Here is a 17,971-nt window from a genome sequence, read left to right on the forward strand (position 1 = left end):
TAACGGGATACGACCATGTCCAGTGATTCTTTAAATCTGTTTTCCTTCAAAGGAAAGATCCGGGTGCTGCACCTGACCTGGATCGCTTTCTTTATTACCTTCCTTGCCTGGTTCAACCACGCACCGCTGCTGATGGCCATTGCCGACAGCCTGTCGCTCACCTCCGAGCAAGTGAAGACACTGCTGATCCTGAACGTGGCGCTGACCATTCCGGCGCGGGTGATTATCGGCATGCTGACCGATAAATACGGCCCGCGCCTGACCTATTCCCTGCTGCTGGCCATTGGCAGTATCCCCTGTTTTATCTTTGCGCTGGCGGACAGCTTTACCGCGGCGGCTATCGGCCGTTTTCTGCTGGGCTTTATCGGCGCAGGGTTCGTGATTGGCATCCGCATGGTTTCCGAGTGGTTCCCGGCAAAGCAGCTGGGTACCGCGGAAGGTATTTACGGTGGCTGGGGTAACTTTGGTTCTGCCGCCGGTGCCATGAGTCTGCCGACCATCGCACTGCTGTTCGGTGGCGACGACGGCTGGCGCTATGCCATCGGTATTACCGGTGTGATTGCGCTGGTTTACAGTGTGATTTATTACCGCTCGGTAACCGACACTCCGAAAGGCGGCACCTATTTCAAGCCGAAGAAAATCGGCGGTATGGAAGTGTCCAGCCCGTCGGACTTTGTACTGCTGCTGATCATGAAGGTGCCCATGTATGCGGCGCTGGCGCTGCTGACCTGGAAGCTGTCGCCGGCGGGCGTGGGCATGCTGGCAATGCCGGTGGCGATCGCGATTTATGTATCCCTGGTGGCGCTGTACGTGTTTGATGCGAAGAAGTGTTACGACATCAACAAAGAAATTTTCGTCAAACTGCCGGAGCCGATCCATCGCTATCAGTTCAAGCAGGTGGCGGTGCTGAACATTCTGTACTTCGCCACTTTCGGTTCTGAGCTTGCGGTGATTTCCATGCTGCCGCTGTTTTTCTCGGAGACCTTTACCCTGGATCCGGTGAAAGCGGGCCTGCTGGCTTCTGCTTATGCGTTTATGAACCTGATGTCCCGCCCGGCGGGTGGTTTGATCAGTGACCGGTTCGGGCGCAAGAGTACGCTGCTGATTCTGACGGCGGGTCTGGCGCTGGGCTATCTGACCATGAGCATGATCGACAGCGAGTGGCCTTTATACCTGGCGGTGGCTGCGGCGATGGCATGTTCTTTCTTCGTGCAATCCGGTGAGGGTGCGGTGTTTGCGGTGGTACCGCTGATCAAGCGTCGCCTGACCGGGCAGATTGCGGGGATGACCGGGGCTTACGGGAATGTGGGCGCGGTGTTTTATCTGACGGTGCTGAGCATGGTTTCTTACCAGACCTTCTTCCTGGTGATTGCGGGTACGGCGGTGCTTGGCTTTGTGACGCTGCTGTTCCTGGAAGAACCGGAAGGTCAGATGGCGGAAGTCATGCCGGATGGTAGTGTTTCTCTGATCGACGTTGCGTAATTCTTCAAATACGGTCATGCCGGACTCGATCCGGCATCCAGCTTCGCAGCACTGGATTCCGGGTCAGGCCCGGAATGACGAGAGGGGCGAATTCTGGCACCGACTTTATAAACCGTCATGCCGGACTTGATCCGGCATCCAGCTTCGTAGCACTGGATTCCGGGTCAGGCCCGGAATGACGAAAGAGACCACCTATTTTGAACACCACCTGCGAAACCATCACCGTGCCCGATTCAGACCAACAGGCCTCCAATTCCGAGAACCTGGAATTTGCCACGGCCACCGAGTGCGGACAGCGCGCCTACAACGACGACGCGGTTGCGATCTACCGGGCCACCGGCAGCGATCTGCGTTATCGCGGTTCTCTCGCCGCGATTGCGGATGGGGTGGGCAGCGCGGAGGCCGGGGGTGCGGCGGCGCGGGCGGCGGTGAGCGGGTTTATTTCCGACTATTACAGTACGCCGGATTCCTGGTCGGTAAAGCAGGCGGCGGCGCGGGTTTTGCACGCACTGAATGGCTGGCTGTACCGGCAGAGCGGCGGCGCGGATGAGGTGCAGCGGGGTTGGTTGACGACCTTCTCGGCGGTGATGCTGAAAGGCTCTACCGCGCATCTGATTCATATCGGGGATTCGCGGATTTATCGACTGAGAGACGGCAAGCTCGAATGCCTGACACAGGACCACAGCCGCACCCTGGGACCAGGGCGGACGTTTTTGAGCCGCGCACTGGGGATGGATGCGCATATCGAGGTGGATTACCGCCAGGAGCCGCTGGAAGCGGGCGATCTGTTTTGTGTGACCACCGATGGTATTCACGATTTTCTGCCGACCAGGCAATTCAAGGATCTGCTGGTAGAGCACCAGCTGGAGGCGGCACAGCCGCTGATGTCGGCGGCGCTGGATAATGGCAGCAAGGACAACTTGAGCCTGGCGCTGTGCCGGGTGAATGTGCTGGATACGCTGGAGGCGGACGATGTGATGCTGGCGACAAGCCAGTTACCCTTCCCACCTCCGCTGCAACCGGGCAACAAGATCGACGGTTACGAGGTGCTGCAGGAGCTGCACGCGAGCAGTCGCAGTTATCTGTATCTGGTGCGAGATATGGAATCCGATGCGCTGCGCGCTTTGAAGGCGCCGTCGGAAAATTTCAGTGACGACCCGGCTTATATCGAGCGGTTTATCGCCGAGGAATGGACCGGGCGTCGGCTGGAGCATCCGGCCATTGTGAAGGTGTATCCGCCGCGCAAGGAGCGTCAGTTTCTTTACCACGTTATGGAGTATGTGGACGGGCAGAATCTGCGGCAGTGGATGCAGTTGAATCCGGAACCGCCGCTGGATCAGGTGCGCAATCTGGTGCAGCAGCTGGTGAGCGCCCTGCGCCGCCTGCAACGGCTGGAAATCGTGCACGGGGATCTGAAGCCAGAAAACATCATGGTGGATTCCACCGGTCGCCTGAAGCTGATCGATCTGGGCGGCGCCAATGCAGCGGGGTTGCAGGAGCTATTGCGTTACCAGGACAGTGCACCGCCCGGCAGCAAAAATTACTGTGCTCCGGAATATTTCTTCAGTGATGCGGCCAGCCACCGCTCGGATATCTTCTCCCTCGGGGTCATCGCCTACGAGATGCTCACCGGGCACTACCCCTATAAAGAACGCTTCGGCAGCAACCACTATCAATTAAAGAACTACGCCAGCCTGCGCTATCTCAGTGCGCGTCGGCAGCGGGAAGATATTCCGGACTGGATCGATGGCGCCCTGCGTAAGGCCTGTGCGCCAGACCCGAAGAACCGCTACCCGGCACTGTCGGAGTTTGTGCACGACCTCAGCACGCCCAACAAAAAATTCGATAGTGCGGATAGACCGCCGCTGATGGAGCGCAATCCGCTGCTATTCTGGCAGACGGTCGCGGTGCTGGCGATTCTGTCTCACCTGCTGTACTTCCTGTAACCTGCCCCTCTTTGACGCAAGCCTGACGGAACCGCACCAAATTAACGCGCACCGCTATGGGAAATCGCCAATAAACCGCACAAATCCTGTGGTTTCCCCCACCTTCCGCCGCTCGTAAAAGTTGGCACAGAGATTGAATATCTTTAGTCACAATCCGAAATTCTTTTAGCAAGGCAACGGCGCCTGACACTCTTCGACAGAAGAGGGGACGCCCGTGCAGCCGCAAGCTACCCAGGCCCTCCCCCAACGCTGTACTTCTGTCGAAACCAATCAGGTTCAAACGGCAGAGATTATGGTTAAGCAAAAAATCGTCGTCATCGGCAACGGCATGGTGGGTCACCACTTCCTGGAACAACTGGCAAATCGTCCCGAACGGGAACTGTTCGACGTGCTGGTATTCTGCGCCGAACCCCGCCCCGCCTACGACCGGGTACACCTCTCCGAGTACTTCGGCGGCCGCACCGCCGACGACCTGGCCATGGGCAAGGTCGAGCAGTACCGCGAGTGGGGTTACGACCTGCGTCTGAACGATGCCGCCGTGGGCATCGACCGCGAAAACAAAATCGTGACCTCCGCCAGTGGCGCAAGTGAAGCGTACGATCACCTGATCCTGGCCACCGGTTCCTATCCTTTCGTACCGCCAATCCCCGGCCACCAGCACGACAAGTGCTTCGTGTACCGCACCCTCGAAGACCTCGACAAAATCCAGGCCGCCGCCAAAGACGGCAAGGTCGGCGTAGTTGTGGGCGGTGGCCTGCTGGGTCTGGAAGCGGCCAACGCACTCAAGCAGCTGGGCCTGGAAGCCCACGTGGTGGAATTCGCCCCGGGCCTGATGTCCGTACAGCTGGACGAAGGCGGCTCCAAACTGCTGCGGGAAAAAATTGAAGAGCTGGGCGTGACCGTACACACCAGCACCGCCACCGAACTGATCGAAGAAGTGGACGGCGGTCGCCTGCGCATGAACTTCAAGGGCGACAAGTCCCTGGATACCGACCTGATTGTGTTTTCCGCCGGTATCCGCCCGGAAGACAGCCTGGCCAAATCCGCTGGTATCGAACTGGGTGAGCGCGGCGGTATCGTGGTGGACAATACCTGCCGCACCTCCGACAAAAATATTTTCGCCATCGGCGAGTGTGCCCTGTTCAACAACTTTATCTACGGCTTGGTAGCCCCCGGCTACACCATGGCGCGCACCGCGGTTTCCCTACTGTGTGGCGAGGCAGCCGAGTTCAACGGTGCGGACATGAGCACCAAGCTGAAACTGCTGGGCGTGGAAGTTGGCTCCATCGGCGATGCTCACGGCCGTGCGGAAGGTTCCGCTGCGATCACCTTCGTTGATGAGCAGACCGGCGTGTACAAGCGCATGATCACCGACCGCGAAGGCAAGAAACTGCGCGGCGCGGTACTGGTAGGCGACACCGGTGATTACGACACCCTGCTGCAATACCACCTGAACGATATGGATCTGCCGGAGCACCCGGAGCAACTGATCCTGCCGGCACTGGACGGCGCCGCCCCGACTCTCGGTGCCGACGCGCTGCCAGACACCGCCACCATCTGCTCCTGTCACAATGTGAGCAAGGGCGATATCGTCGGCGCGGTACAGGGTGGTTGCTGCTCTGTGGGCGAAGTCAAAGACTGCACCAAAGCGGCCACCGGTTGTGGCGGCTGTTCTGCGCTGCTGAAAAATGTGGTGGATGCAGAGCTCGCGGCTCTGGGGATGGAAGTCAACAACGACCTCTGCCCGCATTTCCCCTACACCCGCCAGGAAATTTTCCACATGGTGCAGGTAGAGGAAATCAAGACCTTCGACGAGCTGCTGCACAAGCACGGTTCCGGTAAAGGCTGTGAAATCTGTAAGCCTACCGCGGCTTCCATTTTCGCCTCTCTGTGGAACGAACATATTCACGAGAAGCCCCACGTTGGTCTGCAGGACACCAACGATACCTTTATGGCGAACATGCAGAAGAACGGTACCTACTCCGTGGTTCCGCGTATTGCCGGCGGTGAGATTACGCCCGACAAACTGATCGTGCTGGGCCAGGTGGCGAAGAAGTACGACCTGTATACCAAAATCACCGGCGGCCAGCGTATCGACCTGTTCGGCGCGCGCCTGGAAGAGCTACCGGAAATCTGGCGCGAGCTGACCGATGCGGGCTTTGAGACTGGCCACGCGTACGGCAAGTCCCTGCGTACGGTGAAATCCTGTGTGGGTAGTACCTGGTGTCGCTTTGGTGTCCAGGACAGTGTGGGCATGGCACTGACGGTCGAGAACCGCTACAAGGGCCTGCGTTCGCCGCACAAGATCAAGATGGCGGTTTCCGGTTGTACCCGTGAGTGTGCGGAAGCCCAGAGTAAAGATATTGGTGTAATTGCTACCGAGAACGGCTGGAACCTGTATGTGTGTGGTAACGGCGGTATGCGCCCGCGTCACGCGGACCTGTTCGCGACGGATCTGGATGATGTGACGCTGATTAAATATATCGACCGGGTGCTGATGTTCTATGTGCGCACGGCGGACAAACTGCAGCGTACTTCGGTATGGCTGGAGAACCTGGAAGGCGGTCTGGATTACCTGCGTGAGGTGGTGATCGAGGACAAACTGGGTATCTGCGATGAGCTGGAGCGTCAGATGGGTAATGTGGTTGGCACTTACCAGTGTGAGTGGAAAACCGCGATCAACGACCCGGAGATGGTCAAGCGCTTCCGCCAGTTCGTGAACACCGACGAGAAAGACGAGAAGATCGTCTTCGTAGAAGAGCGCGAACAACGCCGTCCTGCGACCCAGGAAGAAATCGTCAAGATTGCCGAGCCGGCGTAGAGGCTTGAATTAGCCCGGTGGCGGTGGAGCACCGGGTGTCAGGTTTCAGGACCGCTGCAAGTACATCCATGTACGCTGCGTCGGCGACGTCCCTGTCGCCGACGCTCCTGAAACCTGACACCCGGCACTCCACCTTCGCATCGACCTCGTATCGTCATTCCGGCGCCGTCATGCCGGACTTGATCCGGTACGGAATCCAGCTCCACAGGAGCTAAATAGAACCACTCCGCCCCGCGTCATTCCGGCGCAGGCCGGAATCCAGCCCCACAGAGGCTGGAAAAGAACACAAGTTTTAAGAATTTCACCACCACCATTTGTGGAGAACCAGAATGAGCGAAGTTGCCATAACCCGCACCGAGTGGCTGCAAGTCTGCAAGCGATCAGATCTTGTAGCCGATTCCGGAGTGTGCGCTCTTGTGGGCGGTCGTCAGATTGCCCTGTTTTTTTTACCCACCCAGGAACCCCAGTTGTACGCTGTTGATAACTGGGACCCTGTCGCCAATGCGGGCGTGATCGGCCGCGGTATTGTGGCGGAAATTGACGGTGAACTGACCGTTGCCTCGCCGCTGTACAAGCAGCACTACCGTCTGACCGACGGGCAGTGTCTGGAGGAGGAAGAACTCAAGCTGGAGACCTTCCCCGTTGCCTTTGAAGGCGATGATGTGCTGATTAAGATCGATCAATAAGAACCAGAAAATAAGCAGTCTCCAATGGCATTAACCGAACTGTTCAGCGCCCACCGTTCCTGCACCACCTGCCCCTATTGCGGGGTGGGTTGTGGGGTGGCGGCGACGCGGGAGTCGAGCCCTTCCAGTGGCGAGGATGTGATTCGTATCCAGGGGGATGAACAGCATCCGGCCAACAAGGGCAAGCTGTGCGTTAAGGGTTCGTCCCTGGCGGATACCCTCGGCAACCACGGGCGTCTGTTAAAGCCGCAGTTGCACGGCGAAGAGTGCGACTGGGAAACGGCGCTGGAATTTGCTGCTTCCAGACTGCGTGAGACCATTGACGAGCACGGGCCGGATTCGGTGGCGTTTTACCTGTCCGGTCAGTTGTTGACCGAAGACTATTACGTTGCCAACAAACTGATGAAGGGATTTATCGGCACGGGCAATGTGGATACCAATTCCCGCCTGTGTATGTCCTCCGCGGTCGCCGCCTACAAACGCGCGCTGGGTGCGGATGCGGTGCCGTGTAATTACGAGGATCTGGACGAGGCGGAGCTGGTGGTTCTGATCGGCTCCAATGCCGCCTGGACCCACCCGATTCTGTTCCAGCGGATGCAGGCCGCGAACGCCAAGCTGGTGGTAGTAGACCCCCGCGGCAGTGCCACCAGTGAAATGGCGGATATGCACCTGGCGATCACGCCGGGTAGCGATGCGGCTATATTCAATGGCCTGCTCCATTACCTGACCGAGTTCGGCGCGCTGGACCAGGAATTTATCGACAACCACACGGAAAGCTTTCCCGACGCGCTTTACGCAGCCGCGGAGTGGACGCCGGAGAAAGTGGCGGAATACTGCAGTGTGGAGCAGGAACAACTGCTCGAATTCTACGAGCTGTTCCGCACCACGGAAAAAACCATCAGTTTCTATTCCCAGGGCGTCAATCAGTCCAGCACCGGCACCGATAAAAATAACACCATTATCAATTGCCACCTGGCCACCGGCCGCATCGGCAGGCCCGGCTGCGGCCCCTTCTCCATTACCGGCCAGCCCAATGCCATGGGCGGGCGTGAGGTGGGTGGCCTGGCAAATATGCTCGCCGCGCATATGGATTTCACCAAAGACAATATCGACCGTGTGGGCCGCTTCTGGAATGCCACCAAGATGGCACAGGGCCCGGGCCTGAAGGCGGTGGATCTGTTTAACGCGGTGGAGAGCGGTCAGATCAAGGCCGTGTGGATCATGGCCACCAATCCGGCGGTGAGTATGCCGGATGCACGCCGCGTCGCCGCCGCCCTGAAAAACTGCCCCACGGTGATCGTCTCCGACTGTGTCGGCGATACCGATACCGCGCGCACCGCCGACCTGTTGTTGCCCGCGACCACCTGGGGTGAAAAGACCGGCACCGTCACCAACTCCGAGCGCCGTATCTCCCGTCAGAAAGGTTTTCTGCCGAAACCGGGGGAAGCCCGCCACGACTGGGAAATCATCTGCGACGTGGCAAAGCGCCTCGGCTTTGGCGAAGCGTTTGATTTTGAAACCCCGGCGGATATTTTCCGCGAACACGCGGCCCTGTCCGGTTTCGAAAACCACCGCAATCAGGCCCGCCGCGCCTTCGATATTTCCGCGCTGGCGAATATCAGTGATCAGGAATACGACTTCTTTACCCCAGTGCAGTGGCCGGCTAACGCCGAACACCCCAACGGCACCGCGCGCCTGTTCAGCGATGGCGATTTCTATACGCCCAATGGCCGCGCGCGCTTTATCGCCGTGCAGCCCCAATGCCCGAAACAAGAAACCCGCGACGAATTCCCGCTGGTACTGAACAGCGGCCGTCTGCGCGATCAGTGGCACACCATGACCCGCACCGGCCGCGCGCGCAAACTGCTGGACCATAGCGAAGCGCCGGAACTGCACGTACACCCGCAGGAAGCGTCTAAATTCGGTATCGAAGATGCGCAACTGGTGCGCGTGGAAAGCGAGAAAGGCCAGTTTTTCGGCCGCGCCCGCGTTACTAGTAGCCAAAAGCCCGGCCAGCTGTTTGCCCCCATCCACTGGAGCGACAGCCTCGCCCACAACGCCACCGTCAGCGCCCTGGCCATCCCCTTCACCGACCCCTTCTCCGGCCAACCAGAGTTGAAGCAAGTGGCGGTAAAGGTAGAACCACTCTCCGCCCACAGCTACGCCTGTTTATTGCTACGCAGCAAAGCCGCGGAAGAACTCCACAGCCGCCTGCAGGCCGGCGATGCGCAGCTGTTTGAAACCATCCTGCACTGGTATCGGGTACCGGTGGAAGGCGGCTACCGTTTCGAGCTGGCCCTGAAAAAGCAGCCGGACTGGCAGTCGATGGCGGACAAGCTGTTCAACCTGAGCGGCAAACAACTCAATCGCAAGCAGCTGCAACTGCCCAGCGGTGAACGCTGGTTACTGCACAGCGAAGAGATGGAACTACTGGTCTTCACCAGCGCCGACTGGCAGGGCCTGCCGGACCGCAAAACCCTGGAAAACGCCCTGCAAGAGCCACTGCCAGACGCCCCCGCCAAACTCTTGCATGACGTACCCGCCGGCGCGCAGATGGTATGTACCTGTCTGCAGGTTTCCCGCAAGGAAATCGAAGTGGCCATTGCCGAAGGTGCAGCGTCGGTTGATGCTCTGGGTGAACTGCTGGGATGTGGTACCAACTGCGGTTCCTGCAAGCCGGAAATTTCGGCGCTGCTGAATACCAATCTCGCGGTGGCAGTCGGATAACGACCAGATTATCGTCATGCCGGACCTGATCCGGCATCCAGCTTCGTAGCGCTGGATTCCGGGTCGAGCCCGGAATGACCGGAGAGCGGCGAATCAACCGGTAAGTGCGACACAGCTACTCTCAAGCTCTATCACCGTCATGCCGGACTTGATCCGGCATCCAGCTTCGTTGCGCTGGATTCCGGGTCGAGCCCGGAATGACGGGAGAGCGGCGAATCAACCGGTAAGTACGATACAGCTACTCTCGAGCTCTATCACCGTCATGCCGGACCTGATCCGGCATCCAGCTTCGTTGCGCTGGATTCCGGGTCGAGCCCGGAATGACGGGAGAGCGGTGAATCCACTGGGAATTACGATACGGCTACTCTCACGCTCTATCACCGTCATGCCGGACCTGATCCGGCATCCAGCTTCGTAGTGCTGGATTCCGGGTCTAGCCCGGAATGACGATGGAGCGAACAATCCCATATCAGTACTTGGCAAATCCCACCCAGCCCAGCTATCTTCTCGACCAAACAGACAAGATTTAAGGCAATAACAATGACTGATGCCTGTGCAGAAAACGGCCTGCGTTCCGTAGAAGTGGCCAAACAGATGCTGATCGACAGCATCAACCCCATCACCGCGACCGAAACTGTCCCATTGAGTCAGGCCTGTGGCCGCGTATTGGCCGAGCCCGTACTGGCCGCACTTGATCTGCCCCCCTGCGACAACTCCGCCATGGACGGCTACGCCCTGAGCGGCGACCATGACAGCTACACCATCATCGGAAAAAGCCTCGCCGGCCATCCCTTTAATGGCACTCTAGAGCCAGGCCAGGCTACCCGAATCACCACCGGTGCCGCCGTACCCGCGGGCGCAGACCGCGTACAGATGCAGGAAAACTGCACTTTAGATGGCGACCAACTCTCCATGAGCCGCCCTGCCAGACCCGGCGAAAATATTCGCCGCCGAGGCGAAGATGTTCATACCGGCCAGAGCCTCATACCAGTCGGCTCCAAAATCAAAGTCCCCCACATTGCACTGTTAGCCGGCGCCGGTGTGGCCGAAGTCACGGTACTGCGTAAACTCAAAGCCGCCCTGCTCTCTATCGGTGATGAACTGAAACCTATCGGCACCCCGGCATCCGAACTGGGCGACGGCGACATCTACGATAGCAATCGAATTGCACTACAGGCTGCGCTGGAACAACTGGATGTGGATATTCTGGATCTCGGCTGTTGGCCGGATCAGCCAGAAAAAATCCGCGAGGCGTTTATCAAAGCCCGCGACAACGCAGACTTTGTCATCACCAGCGGCGGTGTCTCCGTAGGTGAAGCGGATTTCACCAAAACCGTATTGCAGGAACTTGGCGAAATCGGTTTCTGGAAACTCGCGATCAAACCCGGCAAACCCTTCGCTTTCGGACGCCTCCCAAAAACCGACGGTGAAACGCTGTTCTTCGGTCTACCCGGCAATCCAGTTTCCGCAATCGTCACCCTGTATCAACTGGTCGTCCCCGCCCTTGAAAAATTGCGCGGCACCTCCGAACAATTCCGCCAGCCTCCACTGCAGGTTCGCGCGCGGCTACTGAACGATATCCGCAAGAGACCAGGACGCACGGATTATCAACGCGGGTTTACCTATCGTGATGAGGATGGGATTCAGGTGGTGGAGACTCGTGGAATTCAGGGAAGTCATATTCTTTCCGGCTTTGCTTCGGCGAACTGTTTTGTTGTTTTGCCGAGAGAAGGTGGGGATTGTGAAACTGGGGATTGGGTAACAGTGGAACCCTTTTCCGCACCTTTGAAGTAGTTCAGTGGTCCCGAGTAAGCAGGCTCGGTGGCGGCAAAGCACCGGGTGTAGCTTTTCGAAACCGAGCTAGGCGCCCCCCTGTAAATACATCCCTGTACGCTGCGTCGGCGACGTCCCTGTCGCCGACGCTCCTGAAAACCTGTACCCGGTACTTTACCTTCGTATTTAAGTGTGTACTTTTTAAGGAACTTGCGTGATTCTTGAAGTTGCAATTCTGGACATAAAGCCCAATCAGAATAAAGATTTTGAACGTACCTTCAAGAAGGCACAAAACATCATTTCCTCAATGCCAGGCTACATAAATCACCAATTACAAAAGTGCCTGGAAACAGAAAACCGCTACATCCTCTTAGTAAACTGGGAAAAACTAGAAGACCACACCCAAGGCTTCCGAAAGTCTCCCGAATACCAAAACTGGAAAGCCCTCCTCCACCACTTCTACGATCCATTCCCAGAAGTAGAACACTACTCGCGCGTCGAACTGTAAGTTCTCCGATGCGAAGGCGCTGATACCGAGTACACCTTTGCGGGACCGTCTGCGGCCAGGACGGCCGCAGCCGAGCCCCCAGGGATGGGTTTACGGCGTGTCTCGCAAAGGTGTACTCGGTAGCAGTGCCGCCCCCACACGTCCAAAGCCGGCACCACAAAACCCTTTAGAACCCACGATGCTATAATCCGCGGCACCCCAAAGACCGAACAAGACAGAAGTACCATGAGCCGCAGCCGCTACGAGAAATTCAAGCAGGTGCTCCGCCAGCGCCAGCACGATATGACGATCCTTACCGACCAGGTACATAAAGCCCAGAATATCTCTGCCATGCTGCGGACTGCTGACGCTGTCGGCATCCCCGAAATCCACATGGTGCAGCCCACCCACGGTCACAAGATTTATCACAACACCGCCGGAGGCAGCGGCCGCTTTACAGGGAACAGCGTCTACCCCGATATTCAAACCGGTATGGCTCACCTAAAACAGCAGGGCATGCACCTCTACGCCGCCCACTGGTCCGACCGCGCTATCGACTACCGACAAGCCGACTACACCCAACCCTTCGCCCTCGTCATGGGCGCCGAGAAAGATGGCCTCAGCGATTACGCCGCCGAGCACGCCGACGACCATGTCACCATTCCGATTATCGGCATGGTGGAAAGCTACAACGTGAGTGTGGCCGCGGCGATTATTCTGCAGGAAGCGATGTATCAGCGGACCAACGCGGGCATGTATGAAAACAAAGTGCTCGACGAAGAAGATCCGGAAATAAAAGATATTCTGTTTCGCTGGATGCACCCGAAAATTGTGAGATATTGTGAGCAGTACAAGTTGCCATTTCCGGAGCTGGATGAGGATGGCGATATTATTCCGCCTAAAGACTCAAAGTACCGCCAACCGAAAAGCTAACCGCCTGATCGTCATGTAGGATTCGATCCTGCATCCGGCTTCGTAGCACTGGATTCCGGGTCAAGCCCGGAATGACGAGGGGGGTCGATTCCCGCACCCAACTTTACAGAAACCGTCATGCCGGACTTGATCCGGCATCCAGCTTCGTAGCACTGGATTCCGGGTCGAGCCCGGAATGACGAGGGGGGTCGATTCCCGCACCCAACTTTACAGAAACCGTCATGCCGGACTTGATCCGGCATCCAGCTTCGTAGCCCTGGATTCCGGCTCGAGCCCGGAATGACGGCTGCGCGTTGCTTTACCCAAAGCACCCATCTACCCTTGGCACACCATTTCCAAGACCAAGCATTCCTCAAGGAGGACGCAGTGCATACCGAAGAAATCGAATACACCATCGACGGCGAATCCTTTACCGGCTACCTGGCCTACGACGAAACCATCGAAGGCAAACGGCCCGCCATCCTCCTGGTCCACGAATGGTGGGGCATGAACGACTTTACCAGGGAAGAAGCCGAGCGCCTCGCTGCTGAAGGCTTCACCGCCTTTGCCCTCGACATGTACGGCACCGGCGTCGGCGCTGACAACCCGGGCGATGCCGCAGCTCTGATGAACAAAACCATCGAGACCGAAGGCGCCGCCCTGAAACGTTTCCAGGCCGCCCTCGATCTGATCAACGCCCACGAAACCGTGGAAGCCGGCCAGGTTGCCGCTCAGGGTTACTGCTTCGGTGGCGCGGTGGCATTGACCATGGCCCGCCTGGGCCTGCCGCTGAAAGGTGTGGTCAGCTTCCACGGCGACCTGCAGACCGAAGTGCAGATCAAGCCCGGCGACGTCAAGGCGGAAATTCAGGTCTACACCGGTGGTGACGACGACATGATTCCTGCCGAGCAGGTAGCCAACTTCGTCACCGAAATGCAAACCGCCGGTGTGCGTTTTGATGTGATCAGCTACCCCGGGGCCAAGCACGGTTTTACCAACCCAGCCGCCACCGGTCGCGGCGAAAAGTTCGGTATTCCCCTGGCGTACAATGAAGACGCCGCCAACGATGCCTATGAGGGTGCGGTGAACTTCTACAACAGAATCTTCCGACTCTAAGATCGGTAGAAAGCGCTCCCCTGATTTCTGGCGGTAGCGGCAGCGGTGCCATTCGGGGCACAATAGCGGCCGCTACTTGCACCGCCAGTCATATTTCAGAAGGGGGAAGCGTGCAACCGATCATTTCCATTGAGGGTGTGGGTAAAACCTACTCCGGCGGTTTTACCGCGCTCAAATCCGTCGATCTCCAGATAAACCGCGGCGAAATCTTCGCCCTGCTCGGCCCCAATGGTGCCGGCAAAACCACCCTGATCAGTATTATCTGCGGCATCGTCAATGCAACCAATGGCAGTGTGTCCGCCGATGGCCACGATATCCAGCGGGAGTTCCGCCCCGCGCGCAGCAAGATAGGCCTGGTACCCCAGGAGCTTTCCACCGATTCTTTCGAGAGCGTGTGGAACACCGTCAGTTTCAGCCGCGGCCTGTTTGGCAAAGCGCCCAATCCTGAATACATCGAAAAAATCCTGCGTCAGCTCTCTCTGTGGGAGAAAAAGGACAGCAAGATCATGGCACTGTCCGGCGGTATGAAACGCCGGGTGATGATTGCCAAAGCGCTGTCCCACGAGCCGTCCATTCTGTTCCTCGACGAACCCACCGCCGGCGTGGATGTAGAGCTGCGCCGGGACATGTGGGAAATGGTGCGCGGGCTGCGGGAAAATGGGGTTACCGTGATTCTCACCACGCACTACATCGAGGAAGCGGAAGAAATGGCAGATCGCATTGGCGTGATCAACCATGGTGAGCTGGTACTGGTGGAAGAAAAACACACGCTGATGCGCAAACTGGGCAAAAAGCAGCTAACCATTCACCTGCAGAACCCGGTTACCGAGCTGCCTGAAGCTCTCGGCGATTTTTCCCTGGAAGTGGCCGACGAGGGGAACCAGCTGGTGTACACCTTCGACACCCAGCGCGAGCACACCGGCATCGCAGAACTGCTGCGCGCACTGAACCAGCAGGGTATCGAATTCAAGGACCTGCACTCCAGTGAAAGCTCCCTGGAAGAAATCTTTGTCAATCTGGTGCACCAAAACCAGAACGAACGCCAGCAGGCCGGATAACAGAGGAGTTTTACGGATGAATGTTTACGGTATCCGCGCCATTTACCAGTTTGAAATGGCCCGCACCGGCCGTACCCTGATGCAGAGCATCGCCTGGCCGGTGATTTCCACCTGCCTGTACTTTATCGTGTTCGGCACCGCCATCGGCGGTCGCCTGGGCGAAATCGAAGGGGTAAGCTACGGAGCGTTTATCATTCCCGGGTTGATCATGTTGTCGCTGCTGTCGGAAAGTATTTCCAATGCATCGTTCGGCATTTTCTTCCCAAAATTCAGCGGCACGATTTACGAGGTGCTTTCCGCTCCAGTATCCGCGTTTGAGATCGTCGCCGGCTATGTAGGTGCGGCAGCCACCAAGTCGGTCATTATCGGCATACTGATACTGATCACCGCGCGTTTTTTTGTGGACTACGAGATCGCCCATCCGTTCTGGATGATCGGCTTTCTGATTCTCACCGCAGTGACCTTCAGTATGTTCGGTTTTATTATCGGCGTGTGGGCAGACGATTTTCAGAAGCTGCAGATTATCCCGCTGATGGTAATTACCCCGCTGACTTTCCTCGGCGGCGCCTTTTACTCCATCAATATGCTGCCGGAATTCTGGCAGAAGGTAACCCTGTTTAACCCGGTGGTGTATCTGATCAGCGGGTTCCGCTGGGCCTTTTACGGTGTCTCCGATGTGAATGTGGGTGTCAGCCTGGGCATGACCCTGCTGTTCCTGTTCACTTGCATGGCGGCGGTGTGGTGGATTTTCCGCACCGGCTACAAGATCCGCACCTGATTCAAAACAGAAGAAATAAAAAAAGCCCGCGGGAGCATGCTCTCGCGGGCTTTTTTGTGTACGGCGCTGGTGTTAATGCGCCTGGTATGCCCGGATAAACACCCGAACCACTTCCGCCACATGTTCCGCAATCTCTTTCTTTTCCGGAGGCGCCGCACACCCGAGCATAATCTGAATATGCCGACACCCACCCTGCAGCATGCCAAAAAACACTTCCGAGGCGCGCTCAGGATCCGGCACTCGCAGCTGCCCAAGTTCCACCGCCCGCTTCAGGAAGCGGGTCATTTCATTGCGGGTACGCATGGGGCCGGCCTCGTAAAACAGATTGGCCATGGTCTGGTCCTGGGCCCCCACAGCGCTGATCAGACGCATCAGTTTCATGGAGTCCTCGTGATAGAGCATCTCCAGAAAGGCCTCGCCGATTTTGTGCAACATCTCCGCCACCGGCATTCCCGGCTCCAGAGTAAACATCACCATCGGCATCTGGCTGCAGCACTTGGCCTCGATGGCCGCGCAGAACAGGTTCTCCTTGTCGGAGAAGTGACTGTACACCGTCAGTTTGGACACTCCAGCCTCGCCGGCCACCGCATCCATGCTGGTTCCGGTAAAACCGTGGCTGAGAAACAGGTGTTTGGCCGCATCCAGAATCGCCTGCCGCTTGATCGGGTCTTTCGGGCGGCCCCGGCTGGCAGGGCTGCTTGAATTTGTTTCGCTCATGGTCGTCATCGTCTTTATGTCGCGCGCGGCACCCTGCCAGTTTGGCAAATTTGCCGGATGTTGAAACACGCGCTCACCGCCACTGAATTAGTGGACTCGTGAGTTTAATATACTTACTATACTCGCCAGTACAGAATAGCGTCCGGCGCAGTATGGCAGACAACTGTACCAGTTTCCGCCGACTTCCCCGACCTATAAGTCACGTTCTTCATAGTCACCGGGTCACGCGCCGCACCGTTCCGCAGCCAGCGAACCACAAGGAATGAGGTATTCATGAACCGCTTCCTCCCGAACATTGCCCCAACCCTGAAGCTTACCGGCGGCCTTTTCGCCGCGATTCTTCTGGCCGCCTGCTCCGCACCTGAAGCAGGTAACAGCAAACCCCCACGCCCCGCCATTGTCGTCCACCCCACTGCCTCGGGTAGCCAGTTGGCGGTGTATCCCGGGGAGATCCGCGCACGGCACGAGCCGGCACTGGCATTCCGGGTCGGCGGCGCTGTAACCCGCCGCCTGGTGGAAGTGGGCGACAGGGTCAAGCAGGGGCAGCCTCTCGCACAACTGGACGCAAGCGACCTGCAGCTGCAAAGAGACGCCGCCCGCGCACAGCTGGAAGCGGCGCAAACGGACAACCGCAATGCCAGCAATGAACTCGCCCGCTACCGCGACCTGCTGGAGCGCAAGCTGATCGGAGAATCCCAGTTCGACGCGGTCAAAACCCGCCACGACAGCAGCGTAGCGCAACTGGATCGCGCCCGAGCTCAGTGGAAGGTGGCAGAAAACCAGGCCGACTACGCAACCCTCAGGGCCCCCAGCGACGGTGTGATTACCCGCCGCAGCGTCGATGCCGGGCAGGTAGTGAGCGCCGGCCAGACCGTATTCGCCATGGCCGCCGATGGTGAGCGCGAAGTGCGTATCGATCTGCCAGAGCACGAAGTGACGCGTTTTGCCGTAGGCCAGCCGGTGACCATCGAACTGTGGTCCGCACCGGGTACCCCCATCAATGGTCAGGTCCGGGAACTCTCCCCGGCGGCGGAATCCGGCCTGCGTACCTTCGAGGCACGAGTGGCATTCGCAGTAGATAACAGTGCCAACAGCAAGCCGCAGCTGGGCCAGAGCGCCCGCGTCTATGCGCGCACCGATTCAAACCGCCCCACACAACGCCTGCCAATGTCGGCGATTACTGCCGACGGCGTCGAGGCGCACGTATGGCGCATGGACCCGAGTACCTTCACCCTGCAAAAGGTCGCGGTCACTGTGGCCAATTACGGCCATGAATACGCCGAGGTGATATCCAGCCTCACAGCGGAAGACTGGGTACTTTCCGCCGGTACCCAACTGGTGCGAGAAGGTCAGCGTGTACGCCCGGTGGACCGGCAAAACCGACCGATCGAATCGGACGACCGACTGGCGCAAAGCCTTTAACCGTCCCCAAAGAAGCCTCCAAGAAATTCCTGCATCCACGGACACA

The 17,971-nt window shown here is 58.1% G+C and carries 13 protein-coding genes; 12 read left to right on the forward strand and 1 reads right to left on the reverse strand.

Annotation, left to right across the window (positions count from 1 at the left end; genetic code table 11):
- The first annotated feature begins 15 nt into the window (after window positions 1–15).
- The 11 genes from ACYX4K_RS11410 to ACYX4K_RS11460 all read left to right on the forward strand — a co-directional run bounded on the left by ACYX4K_RS11410 (window position 16) and on the right by ACYX4K_RS11460 (window position 15,786).
- Window positions 16–1,482, forward strand: a complete 1,467-nt coding sequence (locus ACYX4K_RS11410; protein WP_475092005.1) for a NarK family nitrate/nitrite MFS transporter — start codon at window positions 16–18, stop codon at window positions 1,480–1,482.
- Window positions 1,483–1,679: 197 nt separating this feature from the next.
- The gene (locus ACYX4K_RS11415; RefSeq protein ID WP_475092004.1) at window positions 1,680–3,428 is read left to right on the forward strand and encodes a bifunctional protein-serine/threonine kinase/phosphatase; all 1,749 of its coding nucleotides are present in this window, start codon (window positions 1,680–1,682) and stop codon (window positions 3,426–3,428) included.
- Window positions 3,429–3,720: 292 nt separating this feature from the next.
- Window positions 3,721–6,249: a nitrite reductase large subunit NirB gene (nirB, locus tag ACYX4K_RS11420; RefSeq protein WP_475092003.1), complete on the forward strand. Its 2,529-nt coding sequence runs from the start codon at window positions 3,721–3,723 to the stop codon at window positions 6,247–6,249.
- 329 nt (window positions 6,250–6,578) lie between these two features.
- A complete protein-coding gene (gene nirD, locus ACYX4K_RS11425) occupies window positions 6,579–6,935 on the forward strand; it encodes a nitrite reductase small subunit NirD (protein ID WP_475092002.1) in 357 nt (118 codons plus the stop codon).
- A gap of 24 nt (window positions 6,936–6,959) precedes the next feature.
- Complete coding sequence (locus ACYX4K_RS11430; RefSeq protein ID WP_475092001.1) at window positions 6,960–9,662, forward strand: nitrate reductase; 2,703 nt, start codon at window positions 6,960–6,962, stop codon at window positions 9,660–9,662.
- A 540-nt stretch (window positions 9,663–10,202) separates the two neighbouring features.
- Window positions 10,203–11,456, forward strand: a complete 1,254-nt coding sequence (gene moeA / locus ACYX4K_RS11435) for a molybdopterin molybdotransferase MoeA (RefSeq protein ID WP_475092000.1) — start codon at window positions 10,203–10,205, stop codon at window positions 11,454–11,456.
- A 193-nt stretch (window positions 11,457–11,649) separates the two neighbouring features.
- Window positions 11,650–11,943, forward strand: coding sequence for an antibiotic biosynthesis monooxygenase family protein (locus ACYX4K_RS11440; RefSeq protein ID WP_475091999.1), 294 nt, complete (start codon window positions 11,650–11,652; stop codon window positions 11,941–11,943).
- Window positions 11,944–12,168: 225 nt separating this feature from the next.
- Complete coding sequence (gene trmH / locus ACYX4K_RS11445) at window positions 12,169–12,855, forward strand: tRNA (guanosine(18)-2'-O)-methyltransferase TrmH (RefSeq protein ID WP_475091998.1); 687 nt, start codon at window positions 12,169–12,171, stop codon at window positions 12,853–12,855.
- Between the two features lie 366 nt (window positions 12,856–13,221).
- On the forward strand, window positions 13,222–13,950 hold the full coding sequence (locus tag ACYX4K_RS11450; RefSeq protein ID WP_475091997.1) for a dienelactone hydrolase family protein: 729 nt from the start codon (window positions 13,222–13,224) through the stop codon (window positions 13,948–13,950).
- Window positions 13,951–14,060: 110 nt separating this feature from the next.
- Entirely contained in the window at window positions 14,061–15,008 is a 948-nt protein-coding gene (locus tag ACYX4K_RS11455; RefSeq protein WP_475091996.1) for an ATP-binding cassette domain-containing protein, read from the forward strand.
- 16 nt (window positions 15,009–15,024) lie between these two features.
- The gene (locus ACYX4K_RS11460; RefSeq protein ID WP_475091994.1) at window positions 15,025–15,786 is read left to right on the forward strand and encodes an ABC transporter permease; all 762 of its coding nucleotides are present in this window, start codon (window positions 15,025–15,027) and stop codon (window positions 15,784–15,786) included.
- Window positions 15,787–15,858: 72 nt separating this feature from the next.
- Here ACYX4K_RS11460 and ACYX4K_RS11465 read toward each other — a convergent pair whose 3' ends face one another.
- Window positions 15,859–16,503, reverse strand: a complete 645-nt coding sequence (locus ACYX4K_RS11465) for a TetR/AcrR family transcriptional regulator (protein WP_475091993.1) — start codon at window positions 16,501–16,503, stop codon at window positions 15,859–15,861.
- 273 nt (window positions 16,504–16,776) lie between these two features.
- Here ACYX4K_RS11465 and ACYX4K_RS11470 point away from each other — a divergent pair, with 273 nt between their 5' ends.
- Window positions 16,777–17,925: an efflux RND transporter periplasmic adaptor subunit gene (locus ACYX4K_RS11470; RefSeq protein ID WP_475091992.1), complete on the forward strand. Its 1,149-nt coding sequence runs from the start codon at window positions 16,777–16,779 to the stop codon at window positions 17,923–17,925.
- Window positions 17,926–17,971 lie beyond the last annotated feature (46 nt).

This window comes from Microbulbifer sp. ABF4_107 (genome assembly GCF_056312215.1).